The sequence below is a fragment of the Micromonospora sp. NPDC023966 genome (assembly GCF_040639095.1).
Classification (GTDB): Bacteria; Actinomycetota; Actinomycetes; order Mycobacteriales; family Micromonosporaceae; genus Micromonospora.
The window spans coordinates 33,066-52,993 of the sequence record NZ_JBEZZJ010000010.1 but is presented as its reverse complement, the minus strand read 5'-3'; the positions used below and the strand labels follow the sequence as shown (position 1 = coordinate 52,993).

Below are 19,928 nucleotides of genomic sequence, written 5' to 3'. Positions count from 1 at the left end.
GGCGGCGACGGACGGAGGTCGAGTCGTGGTTCAGGCGTACATCCTCATCCAGACGGAGGTCGGTCGGGCGCGTGACGTGGCCGGTCTGATCGCGGACCTTGCCGGCGTGGTACGCGTCGACGCCGTCACCGGGCCCTACGACGTGGTCGTCCTCACCGAGGCGAACACCGTGGATGAGCTCGGCAAACTGATTGTCAGCAAGGTGCAGATGGTGCCCGGCATCACCCGCACCCTCACCTGTTCGGTGGTGCGGCTGTAAGTGGAAGAGATCACGTCCTCCCCCGTTCCGGAGGAGTCCCGCCCGGCGCGTCGCGACCGGTCGACCCGCAGCGCCGCGCTCTGGGCGACCCTGATCGCGGTGCCGGTCACCCTGGCGGTGGCCGGGTTCACCTTCGCCAAGCTGTCCCCCGACTCCCCGGCCGCCGCGCCGAGCCCGTCGGCGAGCGCCGTCCGGCCGCAGTCGACCGCGCCGGTCGCGATGCCGGCCCCGGCCCTGGCGGAGCGTCCGGCCACGGTGTGCCGCGCCCTGGTGTCGCAGCTCCCGGCGACCGTCCGCGACCTGGCGCAGCGGCCGGTCACCGCCGGTGCCGAGCAGAACGCCGCGTACGGCGATCCGGCGCTCACCGTGGCCTGCGGCGGCACGCCGCCCCTGGTGCAGCCCACCGACGAGGTCTGGTCGGTGAACAAGGTCTGCTGGCACGCGGTGCAGGAGGCGGACGCCACCGTGCTGACCGCCGTCGACCGGGAGACCCCGGTGCGGGTGCGGATCCCGAAGCAGTACGAGCAGCCGCTCCAGTGGGTCACGCCGATCTCCGACGCGGTGGTCGCCTCGGTGCCCGCCGCGAAGACCGCCCCGTCCGGCTGCTCCGCCTGACCCTCGCCGGCCGGTCGCGACGCGTGGACGTCAGCGGCCGGCGCGGCGCAGGGCGGTCCGGATGAGCCGGTTGACCAGCTTCGGATACTCCAGCCCGCTGGCCGCCCACATCCGGGGGAACATCGAGGTCGGGGTGAAGCCCGGCATGGTGTTGATTTCGTTGAGGTAGACGTCCAGCTCCGGGGTGACGAAGAAGTCGGCCCGGGCCAGGCCGGAGCAGTCCAGCGCGGTGAACGCCCGGGTGGCGTACTCCCGCACCTGCCGGGTCACCTGCTCGGGCAGGTTCGCCGGGATGTCGTACTCGCAGGCGTCGTCGATGTACTTGGCCTCGAAGTCGTACCAGTCGTGGCCGGAGACCACCCGCACCTCGGCCAGCACCGACGCCTCCGGGGCCCCTCCGGCTTCGCCTTCCAGCACGCCGCACTCGATCTCGCGGCCCACGATCGCGCCCTCGACGAGCACCTTGGTGTCGATCTCCCGGGCGGTGGCGACCGCCGCGTCGAGCTGCGCCCAGTCGTCGACCTTGGTGATGCCGAACGAGGAACCGGCCCGGGAGGGCTTCACGAAGACCGGCAGGCCGAGGCGCTCCTTGTCCGCCTCGGACAGCGTCATCCCGGCGCGCAGCACCACGTACGGGCCGACCGGGATGCCCTCGGCGGCGCAGAGCTTCTTGGTGAACTCCTTGTCCATGGCGGCCGCGGAGGCGAACACGTTCGCCCCGACGTAGGGGATGTCGGCCATCTCCAGCATCCCCTGGATCGTGCCGTCCTCCCCGTACGCGCCGTGCAGCACCGGGAAGACCACGTCCACGTCGGCGAGCGCCACGGGACCCTGGGTCGGGTCGAGCACCAGGAGGCCGCCCACGGCCGGGTCGGCGCGCAGCACCAGCTCGGCGCCGGAGCCGGCGGTGATCTCGGGCAGCTTGCGGTCGGAGATGGCGAGCTGGCCGGGGTCGCCGCTGGCGAGCACCCACTGGCCCTGGCGGGTGATGCCGACCGGCACGACCTCGAACTCGTCGGGGTCGAGGGCGGCCAGCACGCTGCCGGCGCTCACGCAGGAGATGCCGTGCTCGGGGCTGCGGCCGCCGAAGACGATCGCCACGCGGGTCTTGCCTGGGGTGGTCACTCCGGTCACCTCTTCGCTCGCGACTGCGGCTGGCCGTGCTCGCCGGTGGCGCTCACCCGCTTGACCTTACTGTGCGTGGCGAGCGTCGGTGGTTGATACCCGGGGAGACGACGCAGGAGGCGGCATCCGGTCAGCGAGTCTTATACGGGGAGTAACCGGACGGGTCGCAAGCTGTGCTGGTGCGGGCGGCCGGTGGCGGGACCTGCCACCGGCCGCCCGCCTTCCGCCCCCGTCACCGCGTCCCGGGGGCGGGCCCGGTTCAGCTCAGGTGCTCCGGGGTCCGTGGCCGGCGACCGACTGCGATGACCTTGACCCGTTGCCGGCCGGCCCGGACCATGCCCAGCGCCATGAAGGCCCCGGCGATCCGGTCCGCCGCCTCCCGGCTGTTCGCGCCGACGACCTGGCGGCGCCGCTCGGGGCTGGTGCGCTCGTTGCGCCAGACCCCGTCGAGGGGGCGCACGTCGGTGAGGACCACGAGGAACCGGGTCATCCCCGCCCACCCCCGGGGTGGCAGGCCGTCACCGTCATCGCGTCTCCTCCCCTTCTGGGCGTGCCGGGTACAGGGACGCGGCGATCGGGTCGTGGGGGACTGAAAACCCGATCGCCGCGCGCCCCATCCCCTCCGGTCACTCACCACCACCGTCGCCACGACAACCGGCGGTGAGGACGCCGTCACAGATTGACAGGTGGACACGCGTGAATGCAACTCTCATCGGATTTCTCTCATGCCCACTCTCCCGTTGATGTGCGACCATCGATGCATGGCGCCGAAGACCGCCCGGGCCCGACGGCTCGGCATCGCCCTGCGGACCCACCGGGAGGCCGCCGGCCTCACCCTGGAGGCCGCGGCCGACGAGATCAACAGCACCCGCAGCACGCTGTCCCGCTACGAGAACGCGCAGACGCTGGTCAACCCGGCCACCGTGCGGGCGCTGCTCACCCTCTACGGGGTGGGACCCGACGAGATCGCCGCGGCGGTGCAGCTCGCCAAGGACGCCCGCAAGCCCGGCTGGTGGGTCTCCTACTCCTACCTGCTGGACCGGCGGACCATCGACTTCATCGCGCTCGAGGCGGAGGCGACCGGGATCGCCAACTTCGAGCCGTCGGTGGTGCCGGGCCTGCTCCAGACCGCCGACTACATCCGCGGGGTGATGCGCGGCGGCCCGCACACCCTCAGCGACGACCAGGTCGAGCAGCGGGTCAAGCTGCGGCTCGACCGCCAGCAACGGCTCACGAGTGACGATCCACCGATCCTCGACGCCATCATCGACGAGGGGGCGCTGCTCCGGCCGGTCGGCGACCGGACGGTGATGGGGGGTCAGCTCCAGCACCTGCTGAAGATGGCCGAGCTGCCGAACATCACCGTCCAGGTGATCCCCCTGGCCGCCGGATACCACCGGGGGACGCGGGGGTCGCTGCACATCCTGGAGTTCGCCGATCCGGAGGACCCGATCATCGCCTCGGTGGAGACGGTGGCGGGGCAGATGGTGCTGGACCGGCCGGGCGACCTGCGCACCTGCACCAAGATCATGGAGCACCTGCGGACCGTGGCGCTGAGCCCGGCGGCCAGCCGGGACGAGCTCCTCCGCCTGCTGAACGAGAGGTAGAAGCGATGAACGGCACGAACAGCCCCCGCCCGCCGGCGACCGGTTGGCGCAAGAGCAGTCACAGCGGCGACGAGGGCGCGTGCGTCGAGATGGCGCCGCTGCCGGAGGCGGTTGCGGTCCGCGACTCCAAGGACCCGACCGGCCCGGTGCTGGTCTTCCCCCCGGCCGCCTGGGCCGCCTTCACCGACGCCCCGCCGCGCCCCTGATCCGGCGGTCCGCGGCGACGATGTGGCTCAGCCGACGACCAGCGGGCCGGCCGTGGCCCCGCCGCGGACCGCCTCCAGCGCCGCGATGGCCACCCCGCGCGCCCCGGCCATGTCCCGGTCCGGCACCAGGGCGAAGGTGGCCACCGCGCGCTGCTCGGCGCGGAGCACGGTGTGCTCGCGCACGGTGGCCAGGAACCAGTCGCGGAACTGCGGCGCCGCCTCCACCACCCCACCGCCGACGAAGTACGCGTGCGGGTCGGTGAAGTTGGCCGCGATGGTGAACAGCCGGCCCAACGCCATGGCCTGCTGGGTGAAAACCTGTCGGGCCAGTGGGTCGCCCCGCTCGCCGTGGCCGCGGACCAGCTTCGCCGCCCGGCCCGGCTCCTCGGCGGCCAGCGGATGCCCCGGGAACCGGCCCAGCCAGTAGGGCAGCAGGTTGTGCTCGATGGCGGTGAGCGAGGCGACGCTCTCGGCGTCACCGGCGAAGCCGCAGGCGCAGACCGGCACCGGTTGGCCGGGCGCGAGCAGCCCGTCGAGCGGGATGTGCACGTGCCCGAACTCGCCCGCCATGCCGGCCGCGCCGCCGACCACCCGGCCATCCTCCACGACACCGCCGCCGAGCCCGGTGCCGACGATCGCGGCGACCGAGGAGCGGGCCATCGCGTCGGCGCCGAAGTGCACGTGGTGCGCGTAGAGGGCCGCCGCGTTGCCGTCGTTGGCGTAGACCACCGGCAGGCCGAGCCGGTGCTCCAGCGCGCCGCGCACGTCGTAGCCGCGCCAGGCCGGCTGGGAGAAGTTGGTCGAGCCGCGCGATGAGATCACCCCGGTGGCGCTGGCCGGGCCGGGGGTGTCCAGCCCGACCGCGCGGACCAGCTCGCGGGGCACCCCGGTCAGCGCCAGCACGCCGTCGAGCGCCCGCGCGAGGGCCTCGATGGCCGCCTCCGGCCCGGCCCGGACCTCGCTCGGGATCTCCACCAGCCCGTCCACCAGGAACCGGCCGTCGACCGTCAGCACGGTGGCGTTGTTGCTCGTGCCGCCGTTGTCCAGACCCACCACCACCGGCACACCCGCGCTGCCCACCGCCACCGCCTCCCGCCGAGCCTGAGCTGAGGCTAGTTCGAGGCGCACCGTCCCGCCATGCTCCGCCGCCCCGCCCGCCCGGTGCCGGCGCGGGCGGGGTCGGCGCGGGCCTCACCCCGGAAGGCGCGCGGTGACGGCGGTGGCCTCCAGTTCGTCGTCGTGCACCACGAACGGGTCCAGGCCGGCGTCGGTCAGGATCCCGCAGAGCGCCGTGGCCTGATTGGCGCTCACCTCCACCGCCAGGTGCCCGCCGGGGGCCAGCCACTCGGCCGCCCCGGCGGCCACCCGGCGCAGCACGGCCAGCCCGTCCGCGCCGCCGTCCAGCGCCACCGGGGCCTCGTACAGCCGCGCCTCCGCCGGCAGCATCGCGACCGCGCCGCTCGGCACGTACGGGGCGTTGGCCACCACCAGGTCCAGCCGTCCCCGCCAGCGCACGGGCAGCGGCGCGAACAGGTCGCCCTGGTAGACGGGCACGCCCAGCGGGGCCAGGTTGCGCCGGGCGCAGGCCACTGCGGCCGGGTCGAGGTCGGCGGCGGCCAGCCAGCGGGGCGCCAGCCGGCCGTGCAGCACCAGCGCGGCCGCACCCGAGCCGCAGCAGAGGTCGAGCACGGCGGGCGCCGGGCCGGCCACAGCCGCGGCGGCGGCGACCAGCAGGGCGGTCCGCCCGCGGGGCACGAACACCCCCGGGTCGACGGCGACCCGCAGGCCGCAGAACTCGGCCCAGCCGAGCAGGTGCTCCAGCGGCAGACCGGCGACCCGGCGGTCGACCAGGTCGGTCAGCTCCTCGGCCGAGTCGGCGGCGGCGATCAGCAGCTCCGCCTCGTCCTCGGCGAAGACGCAGCCGGCGGCGCGCAGCCGCCGGACGAGGGCGGGACGGTCGGGGAAGAACAGGGTGGATGCCATGGCAAGCCTTTCGGGAACGCTCTTCGGCGCTCCCGGCGTCGCCTAACCCTGGGGCGACGCGGACTCGGAGGGAGCGCCGGTCCTCTGCTGGTGGATCGGTCTCACCTCCTCCGGTCGGGGCCCGCGCGGGCCGTGGCTGCCCGTCACCCTAGCGGAGCGGGCCGGCCGGCGTCAGGCCGCGTCCAGCGCGGCGGTCACGTCGGCGACCAGGTCGGCCCCGTCCTCGATGCCGCAGGAGAGCCGGACGAAGCCGGGGGCGGTGTCGTCGCCCCACTGGGCCCGCCGGTCGGCGGTGGTGTGCAGCCCGCCGAACGAGGTGGCGGCCGCGACCAGGCGGGAGGCGTCGAGGAACCGGGCCACCCGGCCGGCGTCGCCCAGGTCGAAGGAGAGCACGCCGGGCATCCGTCGCATCTGGAGCGAGGCCACCGGGTACGCCGGGTCGGTCGGCAGCCCGGGCCAGCGCAGACCGGTGACGTCGTCGCGGCCGGCGAGCAGCCCGGTCAGCGCCTCGGCGTTGGCGGTCTGCCGGGCCAGCCGCAGGTCCACGGTCGCCAGCGACCGGTGCGCCAGCCAGCAGTCGAACGCCCCGGGAACCCCGCCGGTGGTGGTCCGCCAGGCGGTCACCGCGTCGAGCAGCTCGGCGGAGCGGGTCGCCACGTAGCCGAGCAGCAGGTCGGAATGGCCGGTGAGGGCCTTGGTGCCGGAGGCGACGACCACGTCGGCGCCGAGTTCCAGCGGCCGCTGCCCGAGCGGGGTGGCGGTGGTGTTGTCGACCGCCACCAGGGCCCCGGCGGCATGCGCCGCGGCGGCCAGCGCCCGCACGTCGGCCACGTCCAGGCCCGGGTTCGCCGGGGTCTCCAGCAGCACCAGCCGGACGCCGTCGAACGACGGGTACGGCCCGGCGGTCGGCACGAAGGCGACGCGCACCCCGATGCCCTCGAGGGTGGCGGTGGCGAAGGCGCGCACCGGGAAGTAGCCGTCGGCGGGGAGCAGCACGGTGTCCCCGGGGCGCAGCAGGGCCAGCAGCAGCCCGGTGATGGCCGCCTGGCCGCTGGCGAAGACCCGGCAGTCGCCGCCCTCCAGCTCGCCGACGGCCGCCTCCAGCAGCCGCCGGGTGGGGTTGTCGGGCCGCCCGTACCCGTTGGGGGTCGCCTCCGGACCCCGCCACGGGTCCAGGTGGTAGGGCGCGGCGAAGACCGGCCCCGGCAGGAAGGGCTGGCCCGGCTCCGGCGCGGGCAGCCCGGCGTGCACGCTGCGCGTGCCGTCACCCCACTCGGTCATCGCCGCCTCACTCGTACGACTCGGGCTTCGCGGTCCGGCTCATCAGGGCGTCCACAGCGAGCCGCGGGTCCATCCCCTCGTGGCAGATCCGCTCGATCTGCTCGGTGATCGGCATCTCCACCCCGTGCGCCCGGGCCAGGTCGCGGATGGCCAGGCAGCTCTTCACGCCCTCGGCGGTCTGCCGGGTGGCCGCCTGGGCCTGCTCCAGGGTCTCCCCCCGGCCCAGGTGCTCGCCGAAGGTGCGGTTGCGGGCCAGCGGCGACGAGCAGGAGGCGACCAGGTCGCCCATGCCGGCCAGGCCGGCGAAGGTGATCGGGTCGGCGCCGAGCGCCACGCCCAGCCGGGCGGTCTCGGCCAGGCCGCGGGTCATCAGCATGGCGCGGGTGTTGTCACCGAAGCCCATCGCGGTGGCGATGCCGTACGACAGCGCGATCACGTTCTTCACCGCCCCGCCCAGCTCACAGCCGATCACGTCGTCGTTGGTGTACGGCCGGAAGTACGGCGTCCGGATCGACGACTGGACCAGCGCGGTCCGGCGGCTGTCGGTGCCGGCGACCACGGTCGCGGCCGGCTGTTCGGCGGCGATCTCCGGGGCCAGGTTGGGCCCGGAGACGACCACCACCCGGTCGGCCGGCACCCCGGCGGTCTCCATGATCACCTGGCTCATCCGCTTGGTGGTCCCCAGCTCGATGCCCTTCATGAGGGAGACCAGCGTGGCGTCCGGGTCCAGGTACGGGGTCCACTCGGCGAGGTTGGCGCGCAGCGTCTGCGACGGCACGGAGAGCACCACCACCTCGGCCCCGGCGATCGCCTCCTCGGCGTCCCCGGTCGCGGTGACCCGGTCGGGCAGCCGCACGTCGGGCAGGTAGTCCGGGTTGTGGCGCCCGGTGCGGATCGCCTCGGCGACCGAGGCGCGCCGGGCCAGGACGGTCACGTGCCGCCCGGCGTCGGCGAGGATCTTGGCGAACGCGGTGCCCCACGAGCCCGCGCCCAGCACAGCGACATGCCCGCTCACTCGGTCACCTCGGGCGTACGCGTCCGGGCCGGGCGCTCCCACAGCGGTGGTGGTGTGCCGCCGCGGATCTCGGCCACCATGTCCCGGATCCGCAGCATGATCGTGTCGGTCATCTCCTCCAGGATCGCCCGGGTCGGCGTGGCGCCCGCCCACTTGCTCAGGTCGATCGGCGGCCCGGCGACCACCGTCACCGGGATACGCGGGCGCAGCCCGACGCGGGCGGTCCGCGGGTCGAACATCTTCTCCGGGCCGACCATGGCGAGCGGGATCACCGGGGCGCCGGTGGCCAGCGCCAGCCGGGCCGCGCCGGTCTTGCCCTTCATCGGCCACAGGTCCGGCTCACGGGTGGTGGTGCCCTCCGGGTAGATCACCACCGCGCCTCCCTCGTTCAGCGCCGCGACCAGCTTGTCCAGCGACCGGGCCGCCTCGACGGTGCCGCGCTCGACCGGGATCTGCTTGCACCGGTGCAGGATCCAGCCGATCACCGGCACCCGGAACACGCTGGCCTTGCCGAGGAACCGCGGCCAGCGCCCGGCGTCGTGGATGAAGTGCGCGGACACCAGCGGGTCCGCGTGCGAGATGTGGTTGGGCACGATGATGATGCCGCCCTCGCGGGGCAGGTGCTCCATGCCCCGCCAGGTGCGCCGCGTCCAGACGGTCAACACCGGCTTCACCAGCACCACGGCGAACCGTGGCCAGAATCCCAGCCTCCGCGGTGCCACCCTGCCTCCTCGTTCCGCCCCACGCGCGCACGCCCCGGGACGAAATCATGCCTGCTCGCTCCGGGTCCGGCCAGTGAGGGTACCGCCGTCCGGCTGGCAGGATTGTCACGTGCCTGAGCCGACCTGGACCGCGGTGGTGCCGGTGAAGCGCCTCACGGTGGCCAAGAGCCGCCTGCGGGGCGCGCTGCCCGGCGTACCCCATGAGGAGCTGGCGTTGGCCCTGGCGGCCGACACGGTCCGCGCGGTGCGGGCCTGCCCGGCGGTGGCCCGGGTGCTGGTGGTGACCGACGACCCCCGGGTGGCGGTGGCGGCGACGGCGGCCGGCGCGGAGGTCGCGCCGGACCCGGCCGCCGGGCTGAACGCCGCCTTCCGGCACGGCGCGGCCGTGGCCGGCCCGCGCGCCGCGGTGGCCGGCCTCACCGCGGACCTGCCGGCGCTGCGCCCGGCCGAACTGGCCGCGGCGCTGCGGGCCGTCCCCACCGAGGGGGTACGCGCGTTCGTGGCCGATGCCCCGGGCAGCGGCACCGTGCTGCTCGCCGCGCCGCCCGGTGCGCCCCTGGAACCCCGCTTCGGCCCCGGCTCGGCGGCGGCGCACGCGGCGAGCGGGGCGCTGCCGCTGCCCGGCGACTGGCCCACCCTGCGCCGGGATGTGGACACCCCGGCCGACCTGACCGCCGCCGCCCGGCTCGGCGCCGGCCCGCGCACCGCCGCGCTGCTGGCCCGGGCCGGCCGGGACGTCGGGTACGGTGCTGGCATGCAGGGCACGGTGGCCACCTACGACGCGTCGACCCGCAGCGGGGTGCTGCTCCTCGACGACGGCACCGAGCTGGCCTTCCCGGCCCGCGCCTTCGACGCCTCCGGGCTGCGGCTGCTCCGCCTCGGCCAGCGCGTCCGGATCGAGCGGGACGCCGCCGGCGAGGTCGTCCGGGTGACGTTGCCGACGATGGCGTGACCAACCTGCCCCGAGTTCATTTTCCGTTCACCGTTGTCGGGGAATCATGAGGTGGTGAGCACCCCTCGCGAGCACCCCGACGGTCCCCGGCACCTCGTCGATCCCGGCGCGCCCCGCAACGGCGCGTCCACCCGCGGCGCCGACGGCCGGTTCCAACGCGTCCGGCCACCCGAGGAGAGCGTCAGCCCGGAGCCCGCGGCGGCGGCCTCCGCCGGGCTGGAGGAGTCCCTCGACCCGGTCGAGGGGCCGGGCCCGCAGGCGGAGTCGCCGGTGGCCCTCCCGCTGCCGGAGGACCGGTTCTTCAACCGGGAACTCTCCTGGCTCGACTTCAACGCCCGGGTGCTGGCGCTGGCCGAGGACCCGCGCACCCCCCTGCTGGAGCGGGCCAAGTTCCTGGCCATCTTCGCCGGCAACCTGGACGAGTTCTACATGGTGCGGGTGGCCGGGCTGAAGCGCCGGCTCTCCGCCGGCCTGCCGGTGCGCGGCGGCGACCGGCTGCCGCTGCGGACCCAGCTGGAGCTGATCACGGAGAAGACCGTCGACCTGGTCTCCCGGCACGCCGCCTGCTTCGTCGACGACGTGCTGCCGAAGCTGGCCGCCGAGGACATCCGGATCCTGCGCTGGAGCGACCTCGACGACGCCGAGCGGGAACGGCTGCGCACCTGGTTCCGGGAGCACATCTTCCCGGTGCTCACCCCGCTCGCGGTGGACCCGGCGCACCCGTTCCCGTACATCTCGGGCCGGTCGCTCAACCTGGCCGTCTCGGTGCGCGACCCGGACGGCGGCTCGGAGCTGTTCGCCCGGGTGAAGGTGCCCAACAACGTGCCCCGGTTCGTCCGGGTCGCCCGCGACCGGCCGGGGGTGCGCTTCCTGCCGGTGGAGGACCTCATCTCGGTGCACCTCGGGCAGCTCTTCTCCGGCATGCAGGTGGTCGAGTGCCACCTGTTCCGGGTGACCCGCAACGCCGAGGTGGAGGTCGACGAGGACCGCGACGAGGACCTGCTCCAGGCCCTGGAACGGGAGCTGGCCCGGCGCCGCTTCGGCCCGCCGGTGCGGCTGGAGGTGGCCGCCTCCATCTCCGACCACATGCTGGAGCTGCTCGTCCGCGAGCTGGACATGGACGGCCACGACGTGCTCCGGGTCCGCGGCCTGCTCGACCTCTCCGCGCTCTGGCAGGTGTACGGCGAGGCCGACCGCCCGGACCTCAAGGACCCGCCGTTCGTGCCGGCCACCCACCCCCGGCTCGCCGAGGGCGAGGTGCCGCGCAGCGTCTTCGCCACCCTGCGGGACGGGGACGTGCTGGTGCACCACCCGTACCACTCGTTCGCGACCAGCGTGCAGCGCTTCATCGAGCAGGCCGCCGCCGACCCGAACGTGCTGGCCATCAAGCAGACCCTCTACCGCACCAGCGGCGACTCCCCCATCGTCGACGCCCTCGTCGACGCGGCCGCCGCCGGCAAGCAGGTGGTGGTGCTGGTCGAGCTGAAGGCGCGCTTCGACGAGGTGGCCAACATCGGCTGGGCGCGCACACTGGAGCGGGCCGGCTGTCACGTGGTCTACGGCCTGGTCGGCCTGAAGACGCACTGCAAGACCGCGCTGGTGGTACGCCAGGAGGGCAACCAGATCCGCCGCTACTGCCACATCGGCACCGGCAACTACCACCCGAAGACCGCCCGGCTCTACGAGGACTTCGGCATGCTCACCGCCGACCCGGAGATCGGCGCCGACCTCACCGACCTGTTCAACGTGCTGACCGGCTACAGCCGGCAGACCGCGTACCGGCGGCTGCTGGTGGCCCCGCAGGGCATCCGCAGCGGCCTCGTCGAGCGGATCGAGCGGGAGATCGAGCACGTCCGGCTGGGCATGCCGGGGCTGGTGCAGTTCAAGGTGAACGCCCTGGTCGACGAGAAGATCACCGACGCGCTCTACCGGGCGTCCCGTGCCGGGGTGCACGTCGACCTGCTGATCCGGGGCATGTGCACGCTGCGGCCGGGGGTGCCCGGGCTGTCGGAGAACATCCGTGTGCGCTCGATCCTCGGCCGGTTCCTGGAGCACTCGCGGATCTTCCGGTTCGGCAACAACGGCGACGCCGAGTTCTGGATGGGCTCGGCCGACCTGATGCACCGCAACCTGGACCGCCGGGTGGAGGCGCTGGTGCAGGTGAGCGACCCGGTGGCCCGGGCCGAGCTGGACCACGTGCTGACCGCCGCGTTCAGCCCCGAGGTGGACGCCTTCGAGCTGGCCGCGGAGGGCGCCTGGCACCGGCGTACCGGCACCGACGACACGCCGCTGACCCACCTGCAGGACCTGCTGCTGCACCGGGTCGGCGGCAGGGCGGGCTGAGCGGACCACGGCGCGCCCGGAGCGGGCATACGGTGAGCGGATGACGGACGACGAGCCGATGCGGATCCGGGCCGCGGGCGGGGTCGTCTGGCGCCCGGCGGCCGGCGGCGTCGAGGTCTGCCTGGTACACCGTCCCCGGTACGGCGACTGGTCGCTGCCCAAGGGCAAGTTGGACGCCGGCGAACACCCGCTGCGGGCCGCCGTCCGCGAGGTCGCCGAGGAGACCGACGTGCGGGCCGTGCCGCAGGTACGCCTGCCCACCGTCCGCTACCGCAGCGAGGGCCGGCCCAAGGCGGTCGACTACTGGTCGATGCGGGCCGCCGCGCAGGGCGGCTTCCAGCCGGACACCGAGGTGGACGAGGTGGCCTGGTTCGAAACCGACGAGGCGGTACGCCGGGTCAGCTACCCGCACGACGCCGAGGTGATCGGCGCCTTCGCGGCGCTGCCGCCCGTCACCGCCACCCTGCTGCTGGTCCGGCACGCGCACGCCGGCAAGCGGGCCACCTGGTCCGGTCCGGACACCGGCCGGCCGCTGGACGCCGAGGGCTGGGCCCAGGCGCAGGCGCTCGCCGCCCTCGTGGCGCTGGTCCGCCCGGCCCGCCTCATCTCCGCCTCGGCCCGGCGCTGCGTGCAGACCCTCGACCCGGCGGCCGCCCTGCTGGACCTGCCCATCGAGGTGGTCGGCGACCTCGACGAGCCGCAGCCCGGCCAGCAGCCGGACGAGTGTGCCCTGGCCGCCGCGGCCCGGCTGACCGCGCTGGCCGAGGCCGGGGAGACGGTCGCGGTGTGCAGCCAGGGCAAGGTGATCCCGGGGGCGCTGGAGCAGCTGACCGGCCGCGCCGACGACTTCACCACCGCGAAGGGCGGCGGCTGGCTGCTCGCCTTCACCGGCGACCGCCTGCTCGCGGCCGACCGGCTCTGAGCCGCCCAGCCCGGAGGTCTCCGTCCACCAGCGGCTCGGCTTATGGGATCTGCTCAGGTTGGACACCGCCGCCTCGGCGAGGTGGCGGCATCCGCTCAGGTTGGACACCGCCGCCTCGGCGAGGTGGCGGCATCCGCTCAGGTTGGACACCGCCGCCTCGGCGAGGTGGCGGCATCCGGTCAGGTCGTAGACCGGCGCGTTGGTGAGGTGGCGGGCGCCGGTCAGGTCGGACACCGCCGGCTCGCGGAGCTGGGGACTCAGGGCAGGGCGAGCATCACCGCGACCGGCAGGTGGTCGCTGGCGGTGCTGCGCGGGGCGGTCACCTCGGACGAAGTGAGGCCCGGCGAGACGAAGACGTGGTCGATCTGGGTGCGCGGATCGTCGGCCGGGCTGGTGCGGAGCGGGCGGGCCGCGGCCAGCGCGTCGACCAGGCCGGCCCGGGTGAACTCGGTGAACGCCGGATCGCCGGGCTCGGTGTTCAGATCGCCGCCGAGGATCAGGGGACGGCCGGCCGCGTACCGGGTGGCGAAGGCGGCGACCTCGCGGCCCTGGGCCACCGGGCCCTGCCCCGGCGGCGGTTGCAGGTGGGTGGCGACCACGGCGAGGTCGCGGCCACCGAGGTCGAGCGTGACGCCGAGCGCCTGCGCCCCGGTCGGCGCGCCGTGCGCCGCGAGGGGCCGGGTCCGGCCGGACCGCACGGGAAAGCGGCTCAGCACCGCGTCGCCCCACACCGGATCGGCGGCGGGCGCGAAGACGTACGGCATCCGCAACCGCCCGGCGAGCAGCGCGAGGGTGTCGTGGCCGCCGTTGAGCAGCCACCCCCGGTCCACCTCGCTGAGCAGCACCACGTCCGGCCGGCTGCCGCCCACCGCCCGGGTCAGCGCGTCGAGGTCGAGCCGCCCGTCCAGCCCGAACCCCATCCGGATGTTGTACGCCACCAGCCGCACCGCCGACGGTGGCGCCGCGGGCGGGTGCGGCGTCGGGGCCGGCCGGTGGATCCCGCCGCCGACGGAGGTCAGCAGCATCGCCGCCAGGACCGTCCACGCCGGCACGGGCGGGCCGAACAGGGGCGCGGCGCCCGGCGGGGCGACCACGGCCGCGGCGGCGACGGCGAGCGCCGCCAGCACCGGCACCCAGCCGTTCGGGTACCCGAGGTCGTAGGCGGCGTAGTAGGCCACCGCGCCGACCGCGAAGCCCAGCATCCCGCCGACGACGGCGAACCCAGGCCGCCGACCGCCGCCCCTGGCGCCGCGGCCCGGCTCGGCCGGCTCGCCGAAGCCCGAGCCCTTGCCCAGCCCTGGCGCATCAGCGGTAACAGGGCTGGCCGAGCCGGGAGTCGTGGCGGAGGCGGGGGTCGTGTCGGCGGAGCCGGGGGCACTGGCCGCGCCGGTGGTGGCGGGGACGAGAGCCTTGCCGGACCGGCGATCGGCCGGCGGGTTCCGGTGGTCGGAGTCGGCGTCGACGAGGGCGAGGCAGCCGCCGAGGCCGGCGGCGGCGAGGAGGACCGCCGCGGCCAGCCAGCCGGCCCGGTCGGAGGCGAACAGTCCGGCCCCGACCACCAGCGCCACCGGCCAGAGCAGGCGGGCCACCGGCCGGGGCGGCCGCAGGAGCACCGCCACCAGGAAGAGGCCGATCGCCAGCTCGGGCACCGCCGCGAGGTGTGCCGGGGGCAGCCCCACGCCGGGCAGGTTCGCCGACCGGGGCCAGTAGGAGGCGGCCGCGTCCCACACCGCCGGGGCGAGCGCCAGTTGACCCGCCACCAGCAGCGCCGGGCCGACGAGCAGCCAGGCCCGGGCCGGGCCGGTGCGCGGGTCGGCGGCCGGCCGGTCCGGCGCCGACGAGCCGTGTGCCGGCTCCGCAGGCCGGTCCCCGGTTGCCGCCGAGGCTGCCAGGAACGCAAGCACCAGCAGGACGCTCACCGTCCACCCGAGCACGCCGCCCCGCCATACCAGGTCCTCGGTGCCGAGCAGGGCGTGCCCGACGGCGGCCCCGGCCAAACCGAACGCCAGCCCCGGCACCGGCCGGGCGGCCGTCGCGGCGGTCGCGGCGAGCCAGACCAGGCCGGCGAGCAGGCCGGCGCAGGCGAGCCAGAGCTGGACCCGGCCGCCGGGCGCGGCGGTCAGGGCGAGCCGCGTGGCGGCCAGCGCCCCGGCCGCGACCAGCCCCACCGGCCGCGGACCGAGCCGGCGGACCAGCACGGGCGCCGCGAGGGCGAGCACGAACCAGCCGAGCGCGAAGGCGCCGAGGAGTTCGGCCGGGGTCTCGGCCGCCTGGCCGAAGATGGTGATGATCGACGGCAGCCACACCCGGAGCACGTCGAGCAGGACCACGACGCCCAGGGCGAGCAGGGCGGTGGGGAGGTGACGGTGGCGCACGGGCGCCCCTCTTCTCGTGACCGACGGGGGTTTTCGGCACGAGGATTCTGCGGGCCCACACGACGGCGGGTCAACGCGTACCCACGAAAAAGGGCGCTCACCGCGGACGGTGAGCGCCCTTTCGGGCCGTGCGATCAGCGCCGGGTGGCGGCCTTCTTGGCCGGGGCCTTCTTCGCCGGCGCCTTCTTGGCGGCCGTCGTCTTCTTGGCGGCCGTCGTCTTCTTGGCGGCCGTCGTCTTCTTCGCCGCGGTGGTCTTCGTCGCCGCGGTCGTCTTCTTGGCCGCGGTCGTCTTGGTCGCGGCCTTCTTCGCCGGCGCGGCCTTCTTGGTCGCGGCGGTGGTCTTGGTCGCCTTCGCCGCCGTGGTCTTCTTGGCGGCACCGGCCGCCGTGGTCTTCTTCGCGGCGGTCGCCTTGGCCCCGGTCGCCTTCGCGCCGGTGGTCTTCGCGGCGGCCGCCGTGGCCTTCCTGGCGGCAGCCGTGGCCTTCGGCACCTTGCCGCTGGCCACCATCTCCTTGAAGCCCGCGCCCGCCCGGAAGGTCGGGACGGAGGTCTTCTTGACCTTCACCGCCTCGCCGGTCCGCGGGTTGCGCGCTGTTCGGGCGCCCCGGACACGCTTTTCGAACGCTCCGAAACCGGTGATCGCCACCTTCTCGCCCTTGGTGACCGCCGCCTGGACCTCAGCGAGAACCGCGTCGAGCGCGGCCGTCGCCGTCTTCCGGTCCCCCAGGCGAACGGCGAGCGCTTCGATGAGCTCGGCCTTGTTCACGACTTCCTCCCGATTGTGCAACTGACTCGACGCGAGCCATTCTGCGCGCACGGTATGCCCTGTGCTGCCTGGACACAAACATTCGGTGGAAAAAAGCCCTTGTGTCGTAACGGATTCGCCCCCACCGGTCCGTCCGGTGGGGGCGAAAAGCTATCTGCGGTCAGGCGACCGAGGGCAGGAACGACGGCCGGGACGCCTCGTAGGCGCTGATCTCGGCCTCGTGCCGGAGGGTGAGTCCAATGTCATCCAAGCCCTCCATCAGCCGCCAACGGCTGTGGTCGTCGAGCGGGAACGCCCAGGTGGCATCCCCGGCGTGGACCTGGCGGGCGGCAAGGTCGACAGTGATCGGGGTGGTCGGCTCGGATTCCACCAGATCCCACAGTTCTTCGACGGCTTTCAATTCCAGCTCGACCGGAAGGAGGCCTTCCTTGAGCGCGTTGCCGCGGAAGATGTCGCCGAAGCGGGGCGCGATGACGGCCCGGAAGCCCCAGTCCCGCAGCGCCCACACGGCGTGCTCCCGGGAGGATCCGGTGCCGAACTCGGGGCCGGCGATGAGAATCGACGCACCCGAATGGGCGGGATCGTTGAGAACGAATGACGGGTCCTCCCGCCACGCGTTGAACAGTCCGTCCGCGAAACCGGTCCGGGTCACCCGCTTGAGGTACACGGCGGGGATGATCTGGTCGGTGTCCACGTTGGATCGGCGCAGCGGCACGGCCGTGCCGGTGTGGGTGGTGAACTTGTCCATCTGTCGGCTGCCCTTCTACAGGTCGGCGGGGGCGGCCAGCCGGCCGACCACGGCGGTGGCGGCGGCGACCGGCGGGGACACCAGGTGGGTACGCCCGCCCCGGCCCTGGCGGCCCTCGAAGTTGCGGTTGGAGGTCGAGGCGGAGCGCTCGCCCGGCTTCAGGGTGTCCGGGTTCATGCCCAGACACATGGAGCAGCCGGCGAAGCGCCACTCGGCGCCGGCGTCGGCGAAGACCTTGTCCAGCCCCTCCGCCTCGGCCGCCTCGCGGACCGCGGCCGAGCCGGGCACCACCAGCATGCGTACGCCGTCGGCGACCTTGTGCCCGCGCAGCACGTCGGCGGCGGCGCGCAGATCCTCGAGCCGGCCGTTGGTGCAGGAGCCGACGAAGACCACGTCCACGGCGAGGTCACGCAGGGCGGTGCCGGGCGTGAGGTCCATGTACTCCAGGGCCCGGCGGGCGGCGACCCGCTCCGCCTCGGTGACGAACTCCTCCGGGTCCGGCACGGCCGCGCCCAGCGGCACGCCCTGGCCGGGGTTGGTGCCCCAGGTGACGAACGGGGTGATCCGGCCGGCGTCCAGGGTGACCTCGGTGTCGAAGGTCGCCCCCTCGTCGGTGGGCAGCGTCCGCCAGTGGGCCACCGCCGCGTCCCAGTCGGCCCCCTGCGGCGCGTGGGCCCGCCCCTTGAGGTACGCGAAGGTGGTCTCGTCCGGCGCGATCATGCCGGCCTTGGCGCCCCACTCGATGGACATGTTGGCGATCGTCATCCGGCCCTCCATGGAGAGGTTTCGGATCGCCTCGCCCCGGTACTCCACGATGTGGCCGCGTCCGCCACCGGTGCCCACCTGGGCGATCAGGGCGAGCACCAGGTCCTTGGCGGTGACGCCCGGGGCGAGTTCGCCGACGACGTTGACCGCCATGGTCTTCGGGCGGGCCTGCGGCAGCGTCTGGGTGGCCAGCACGTGCTCGACCTCACTGGTGCCGATGCCGAAGGCGAGCGCCCCGAACGCGCCGTGGGTGGCGGTGTGGGAGTCGCCGCAGACGATCGTCATGCCGGGCTGGGTGAGGCCGAGCTGCGGGCCGATGACGTGCACGATGCCCTGGTTCTCGTCGCCCAGCGGGTGCAGCCGTACGCCGAACTCGGCGCAGTTGCGGCGCAGCGTCTCGATCTGGGTGCGGGAGGTGGGGTCCGCGATCGTGAGCAGGTCGCCGCGCCGGGAACGGAAGGCCGGGTCGTCGTAACCGGTCGGGGTGTTGTGGTCCTCGGTCGCGATCGTCAGGTCCGTGCGGCGGACCCGGCGGCCGGCCAGGCGCAGCCCGTCGAACGCCTGCGGGCTGGTGACCTCGTGGAGCAGGTGCAGGTCGATGAAGAGCAGGTCCGGCTCGCCGGTGGCGGAGCGGACGACGTGCGCGTCCCAGACCTTCTCGGCCAGGGTCCTCGGTTGAGTGACTCCCACCATCTGGACATCCTAAATTCTGGGAGGTAAATTTCGGCTTGTGGGACACAGTATGAGCGGTGTCGGCGTTCTCGACAAGGCGGTGGTCATCCTGGCCGCCTGTGTCGACGGCGCCAGCCTGGCCGAACTCGTTGAACGCACCAAGCTGCCCCGGGCCACCGCGCACCGGCTGGCACAGGCGCTGGAGATCCACCGGATGCTGGTCCGGGACACCCAGGGCCGCTGGCGCCCGGGCCCCCGGCTCGGCGAGCTGGCCAACGCCGCACCGGACGTGCTGCTGACCGCGGCCGAGCCGCTGCTCGCCGCGCTGCGCGACGCCACCGGGGAGAGCGCCCAGCTCTACCTGCGCCGCGCCGACGAGCGGATCTGCGTGGCCGCGGCCGAGCGGGCCAGTGGCCTGCGGGACACCGTGCCGGTCGGCTCGGTGCTGCCCATGACGGCCGGCTCGGCGGCGCAGATCCTGCTCGCCTGGGAGCCGCCCGAGGCGGTCATGCCGCTGCTGCCCCGGTCGAAGTTCACCGGCCGCACCCTCGCCGAGGTACGCCGCCGCGGCTGGGCGCAGAGCGTCGCCGAGCGGGAGGCGGGTGTGGCGAGCGTCTCGGCCCCGATCCGCGACCGCACCGGCCGGGTCATCGCCGCCATCAGCATCTCCGGCCCGATCGAGCGCCTGGGCCGCCGCCCCGGCGAACGCCACGCCATGGCCGTCGTCCGCGCCGGCCAACGCCTCTCCGGCCTCTAACCCCTCCCGTCGCCTATGCCCGGCCGGCGGCCGTCGGGGTCCAGGCACGGCGCACGTGAGTGGAACGCCACGAAGGTCAAACGGCGCCGGTGACCTACATGGCGTTCCACCGACCGCGAAGCCTCGCCCGCCCAACGACGTGACAGCGCTGGACGGAGGCGCGGCCAAGGGTCGTGGGGCGGCGGGCCGGAAGGTCGCCCGGGTGGGCGACGGAGACGCGGGGCGGGCGCGCGGACCGGAGGTCGGGAATGGCGAACGGCCCGGCTCGCGGGAGCGAGACGGGCCGTTCGGTGTGGTAGCCCCGACCGGATTCGAACCGGCGCTACCGCCTTGAGAGGGCGGCGTCCTGGGCCGCTAGACGACGGGGCCAGGCACTTTTCCTGCTTCACCGCCCTGACGAGCGGTGCGGCAGTAGTCTAGCGGCACCACGTCCCGTCTTCACCGAGGGGGTGGCACAACGGGACAGGGCAGAACACGAAACAGCCCGCCCCACGAGGTGGGACGGGCTGGCTGCGTTGTAGCCCCGACCGGATTCGAACCGGCGCTACCGCCTTGAGAGGGCGGCGTCCTGGGCCGCTAGACGACGGGGCCAGAACTTCATGCTTCCGCGCCCTCAGGGGCGGGAAGCTGCACTCTACCAGAGATCATCTGCCGCCCCTCTCGCGAGGGGCGGAGCGGAACTCCGCCAGAATCCAGCGTCCGGGATTCTCGCGAATCCGCGGTTGCGCTGGGGTACCAGGACTCGAACCTAGACTAACTGAACCAGAATCAGTCGGGCTGCCAATTACCCCATACCCCATTGGCCCCTTGCGGC

19 protein-coding genes, 3 tRNA genes and 1 pseudogene are annotated in these 19,928 nt (G+C 74.3%); 9 read left to right on the top strand and 14 right to left on the bottom strand.

The window, feature by feature from the left end; translation table 11 throughout:
• Positions 1 to 25 precede the first annotated feature (25 nt).
• Together AB0F68_RS15750 and AB0F68_RS15745 are read left to right on the top strand one after the other, a co-directional pair.
• On the top strand, positions 26 to 259 hold the full coding sequence (locus tag AB0F68_RS15750; protein ID WP_013284547.1) for an Lrp/AsnC ligand binding domain-containing protein: 234 nt from the start codon (positions 26 to 28) through the stop codon (positions 257 to 259).
• The gene (locus tag AB0F68_RS15745) at positions 260 to 874 is read left to right on the top strand and encodes a DUF3515 family protein (protein ID WP_357337955.1); all 615 of its coding nucleotides are present in this window, start codon (positions 260 to 262) and stop codon (positions 872 to 874) included.
• Between the two features lie 30 nt (positions 875 to 904).
• On the opposite strand, the gene AB0F68_RS15740 is transcribed toward AB0F68_RS15745, so the two are convergent.
• Together AB0F68_RS15740 and AB0F68_RS15735 are read right to left on the bottom strand one after the other, a co-directional pair.
• Positions 905 to 1,999 carry a D-alanine--D-alanine ligase family protein gene (locus tag AB0F68_RS15740; RefSeq protein ID WP_357337953.1) on the bottom strand — a complete coding sequence of 365 codons (1,095 nt, stop codon included), beginning with the start codon at positions 1,997 to 1,999 and terminating at the stop codon, positions 905 to 907.
• Between the two features lie 259 nt (positions 2,000 to 2,258).
• Positions 2,259 to 2,489 (bottom strand): hypothetical protein, encoded by a 231-nt coding sequence (locus tag AB0F68_RS15735; protein ID WP_357337951.1) that lies wholly within the window; start codon positions 2,487 to 2,489, stop codon positions 2,259 to 2,261.
• 271 nt (positions 2,490 to 2,760) lie between these two features.
• On the opposite strand from AB0F68_RS15735, the gene AB0F68_RS15730 reads away from it, so the two are divergent.
• On the top strand, positions 2,761 to 3,606 hold the full coding sequence (locus tag AB0F68_RS15730; protein ID WP_357337948.1) for a helix-turn-helix transcriptional regulator: 846 nt from the start codon (positions 2,761 to 2,763) through the stop codon (positions 3,604 to 3,606).
• Positions 3,607 to 3,611: 5 nt separating this feature from the next.
• Positions 3,612 to 3,812, top strand: a complete 201-nt coding sequence (locus AB0F68_RS15725) for a DUF397 domain-containing protein (RefSeq protein ID WP_357337946.1) — start codon at positions 3,612 to 3,614, stop codon at positions 3,810 to 3,812.
• A gap of 27 nt (positions 3,813 to 3,839) precedes the next feature.
• On the opposite strand, the gene AB0F68_RS15720 is transcribed toward AB0F68_RS15725, so the two are convergent.
• The 5 genes from AB0F68_RS15720 to AB0F68_RS15700 all read right to left on the bottom strand — a co-directional run bounded on the left by AB0F68_RS15720 (position 3,840) and on the right by AB0F68_RS15700 (position 8,813).
• Entirely contained in the window at positions 3,840 to 4,892 is a 1,053-nt protein-coding gene (locus AB0F68_RS15720; RefSeq protein ID WP_357337944.1) for an ROK family protein, read from the bottom strand.
• A gap of 111 nt (positions 4,893 to 5,003) precedes the next feature.
• The gene (locus AB0F68_RS15715) at positions 5,004 to 5,795 is read right to left on the bottom strand and encodes a putative protein N(5)-glutamine methyltransferase (RefSeq protein WP_357337942.1); all 792 of its coding nucleotides are present in this window, start codon (positions 5,793 to 5,795) and stop codon (positions 5,004 to 5,006) included.
• Positions 5,796 to 5,966: 171 nt separating this feature from the next.
• A complete protein-coding gene (locus tag AB0F68_RS15710; protein ID WP_357337939.1) occupies positions 5,967 to 7,076 on the bottom strand; it encodes a cystathionine gamma-lyase in 1,110 nt (369 codons plus the stop codon).
• 7 nt (positions 7,077 to 7,083) lie between these two features.
• Positions 7,084 to 8,091, bottom strand: coding sequence for an NAD(P)H-dependent glycerol-3-phosphate dehydrogenase (locus tag AB0F68_RS15705; RefSeq protein WP_357337938.1), 1,008 nt, complete (start codon positions 8,089 to 8,091; stop codon positions 7,084 to 7,086).
• Positions 8,088 to 8,813, bottom strand: coding sequence for a lysophospholipid acyltransferase family protein (locus AB0F68_RS15700; RefSeq protein ID WP_357337935.1), 726 nt, complete (start codon positions 8,811 to 8,813; stop codon positions 8,088 to 8,090). Before AB0F68_RS15700 ends, AB0F68_RS15705 begins: the two co-directional genes overlap by 4 nt.
• A gap of 109 nt (positions 8,814 to 8,922) precedes the next feature.
• Between AB0F68_RS15700 and cofC the strand changes: the two are divergent.
• From cofC to AB0F68_RS15680, 4 genes and pseudogenes are all read left to right on the top strand, one after another.
• Positions 8,923 to 9,528 (top strand): annotated as a pseudogene (gene cofC, locus AB0F68_RS15695) (2-phospho-L-lactate guanylyltransferase); the annotation flags it as partial.
• A 39-nt stretch (positions 9,529 to 9,567) separates the two neighbouring features.
• Positions 9,568 to 9,765 carry a hypothetical protein gene (locus AB0F68_RS15690; RefSeq protein ID WP_212838810.1) on the top strand — a complete coding sequence of 66 codons (198 nt, stop codon included), beginning with the start codon at positions 9,568 to 9,570 and terminating at the stop codon, positions 9,763 to 9,765.
• 54 nt (positions 9,766 to 9,819) lie between these two features.
• A complete protein-coding gene (locus AB0F68_RS15685) occupies positions 9,820 to 12,108 on the top strand; it encodes an RNA degradosome polyphosphate kinase (RefSeq protein ID WP_357337933.1) in 2,289 nt (762 codons plus the stop codon).
• A gap of 40 nt (positions 12,109 to 12,148) precedes the next feature.
• The gene (locus tag AB0F68_RS15680) at positions 12,149 to 13,030 is read left to right on the top strand and encodes an NUDIX hydrolase (protein WP_357337929.1); all 882 of its coding nucleotides are present in this window, start codon (positions 12,149 to 12,151) and stop codon (positions 13,028 to 13,030) included.
• Between the two features lie 257 nt (positions 13,031 to 13,287).
• On the opposite strand, the gene AB0F68_RS15675 is transcribed toward AB0F68_RS15680, so the two are convergent.
• From AB0F68_RS15675 to leuC, 4 genes are all read right to left on the bottom strand, one after another.
• Entirely contained in the window at positions 13,288 to 15,405 is a 2,118-nt protein-coding gene (locus AB0F68_RS15675; protein ID WP_357337927.1) for an endonuclease/exonuclease/phosphatase family protein, read from the bottom strand.
• A 134-nt stretch (positions 15,406 to 15,539) separates the two neighbouring features.
• Entirely contained in the window at positions 15,540 to 16,172 is a 633-nt protein-coding gene (locus AB0F68_RS15670) for an HU family DNA-binding protein (protein WP_357337925.1), read from the bottom strand.
• Between the two features lie 160 nt (positions 16,173 to 16,332).
• Complete coding sequence (gene leuD, locus AB0F68_RS15665) at positions 16,333 to 16,920, bottom strand: 3-isopropylmalate dehydratase small subunit (protein ID WP_313722624.1); 588 nt, start codon at positions 16,918 to 16,920, stop codon at positions 16,333 to 16,335.
• A gap of 15 nt (positions 16,921 to 16,935) precedes the next feature.
• Entirely contained in the window at positions 16,936 to 18,378 is a 1,443-nt protein-coding gene (gene leuC / locus AB0F68_RS15660) for a 3-isopropylmalate dehydratase large subunit (protein WP_357337922.1), read from the bottom strand.
• Between the two features lie 49 nt (positions 18,379 to 18,427).
• Here leuC and AB0F68_RS15655 point away from each other — a divergent pair, with 49 nt between their 5' ends.
• On the top strand, positions 18,428 to 19,114 hold the full coding sequence (locus tag AB0F68_RS15655) for an IclR family transcriptional regulator (RefSeq protein ID WP_013284529.1): 687 nt from the start codon (positions 18,428 to 18,430) through the stop codon (positions 19,112 to 19,114).
• Positions 19,115 to 19,407: 293 nt separating this feature from the next.
• Here AB0F68_RS15655 and AB0F68_RS15650 read toward each other — a convergent pair.
• The 3 genes from AB0F68_RS15650 to AB0F68_RS15640 form a co-directional block, all read right to left on the bottom strand.
• A tRNA-Glu gene (locus AB0F68_RS15650) sits at positions 19,408 to 19,483 on the bottom strand.
• A gap of 149 nt (positions 19,484 to 19,632) precedes the next feature.
• Positions 19,633 to 19,705: transfer RNA gene (locus AB0F68_RS15645), tRNA-Glu, on the bottom strand.
• A gap of 136 nt (positions 19,706 to 19,841) precedes the next feature.
• A tRNA-Gln gene (locus AB0F68_RS15640) sits at positions 19,842 to 19,913 on the bottom strand.
• Positions 19,914 to 19,928: the final 15 nt, after the last annotated feature.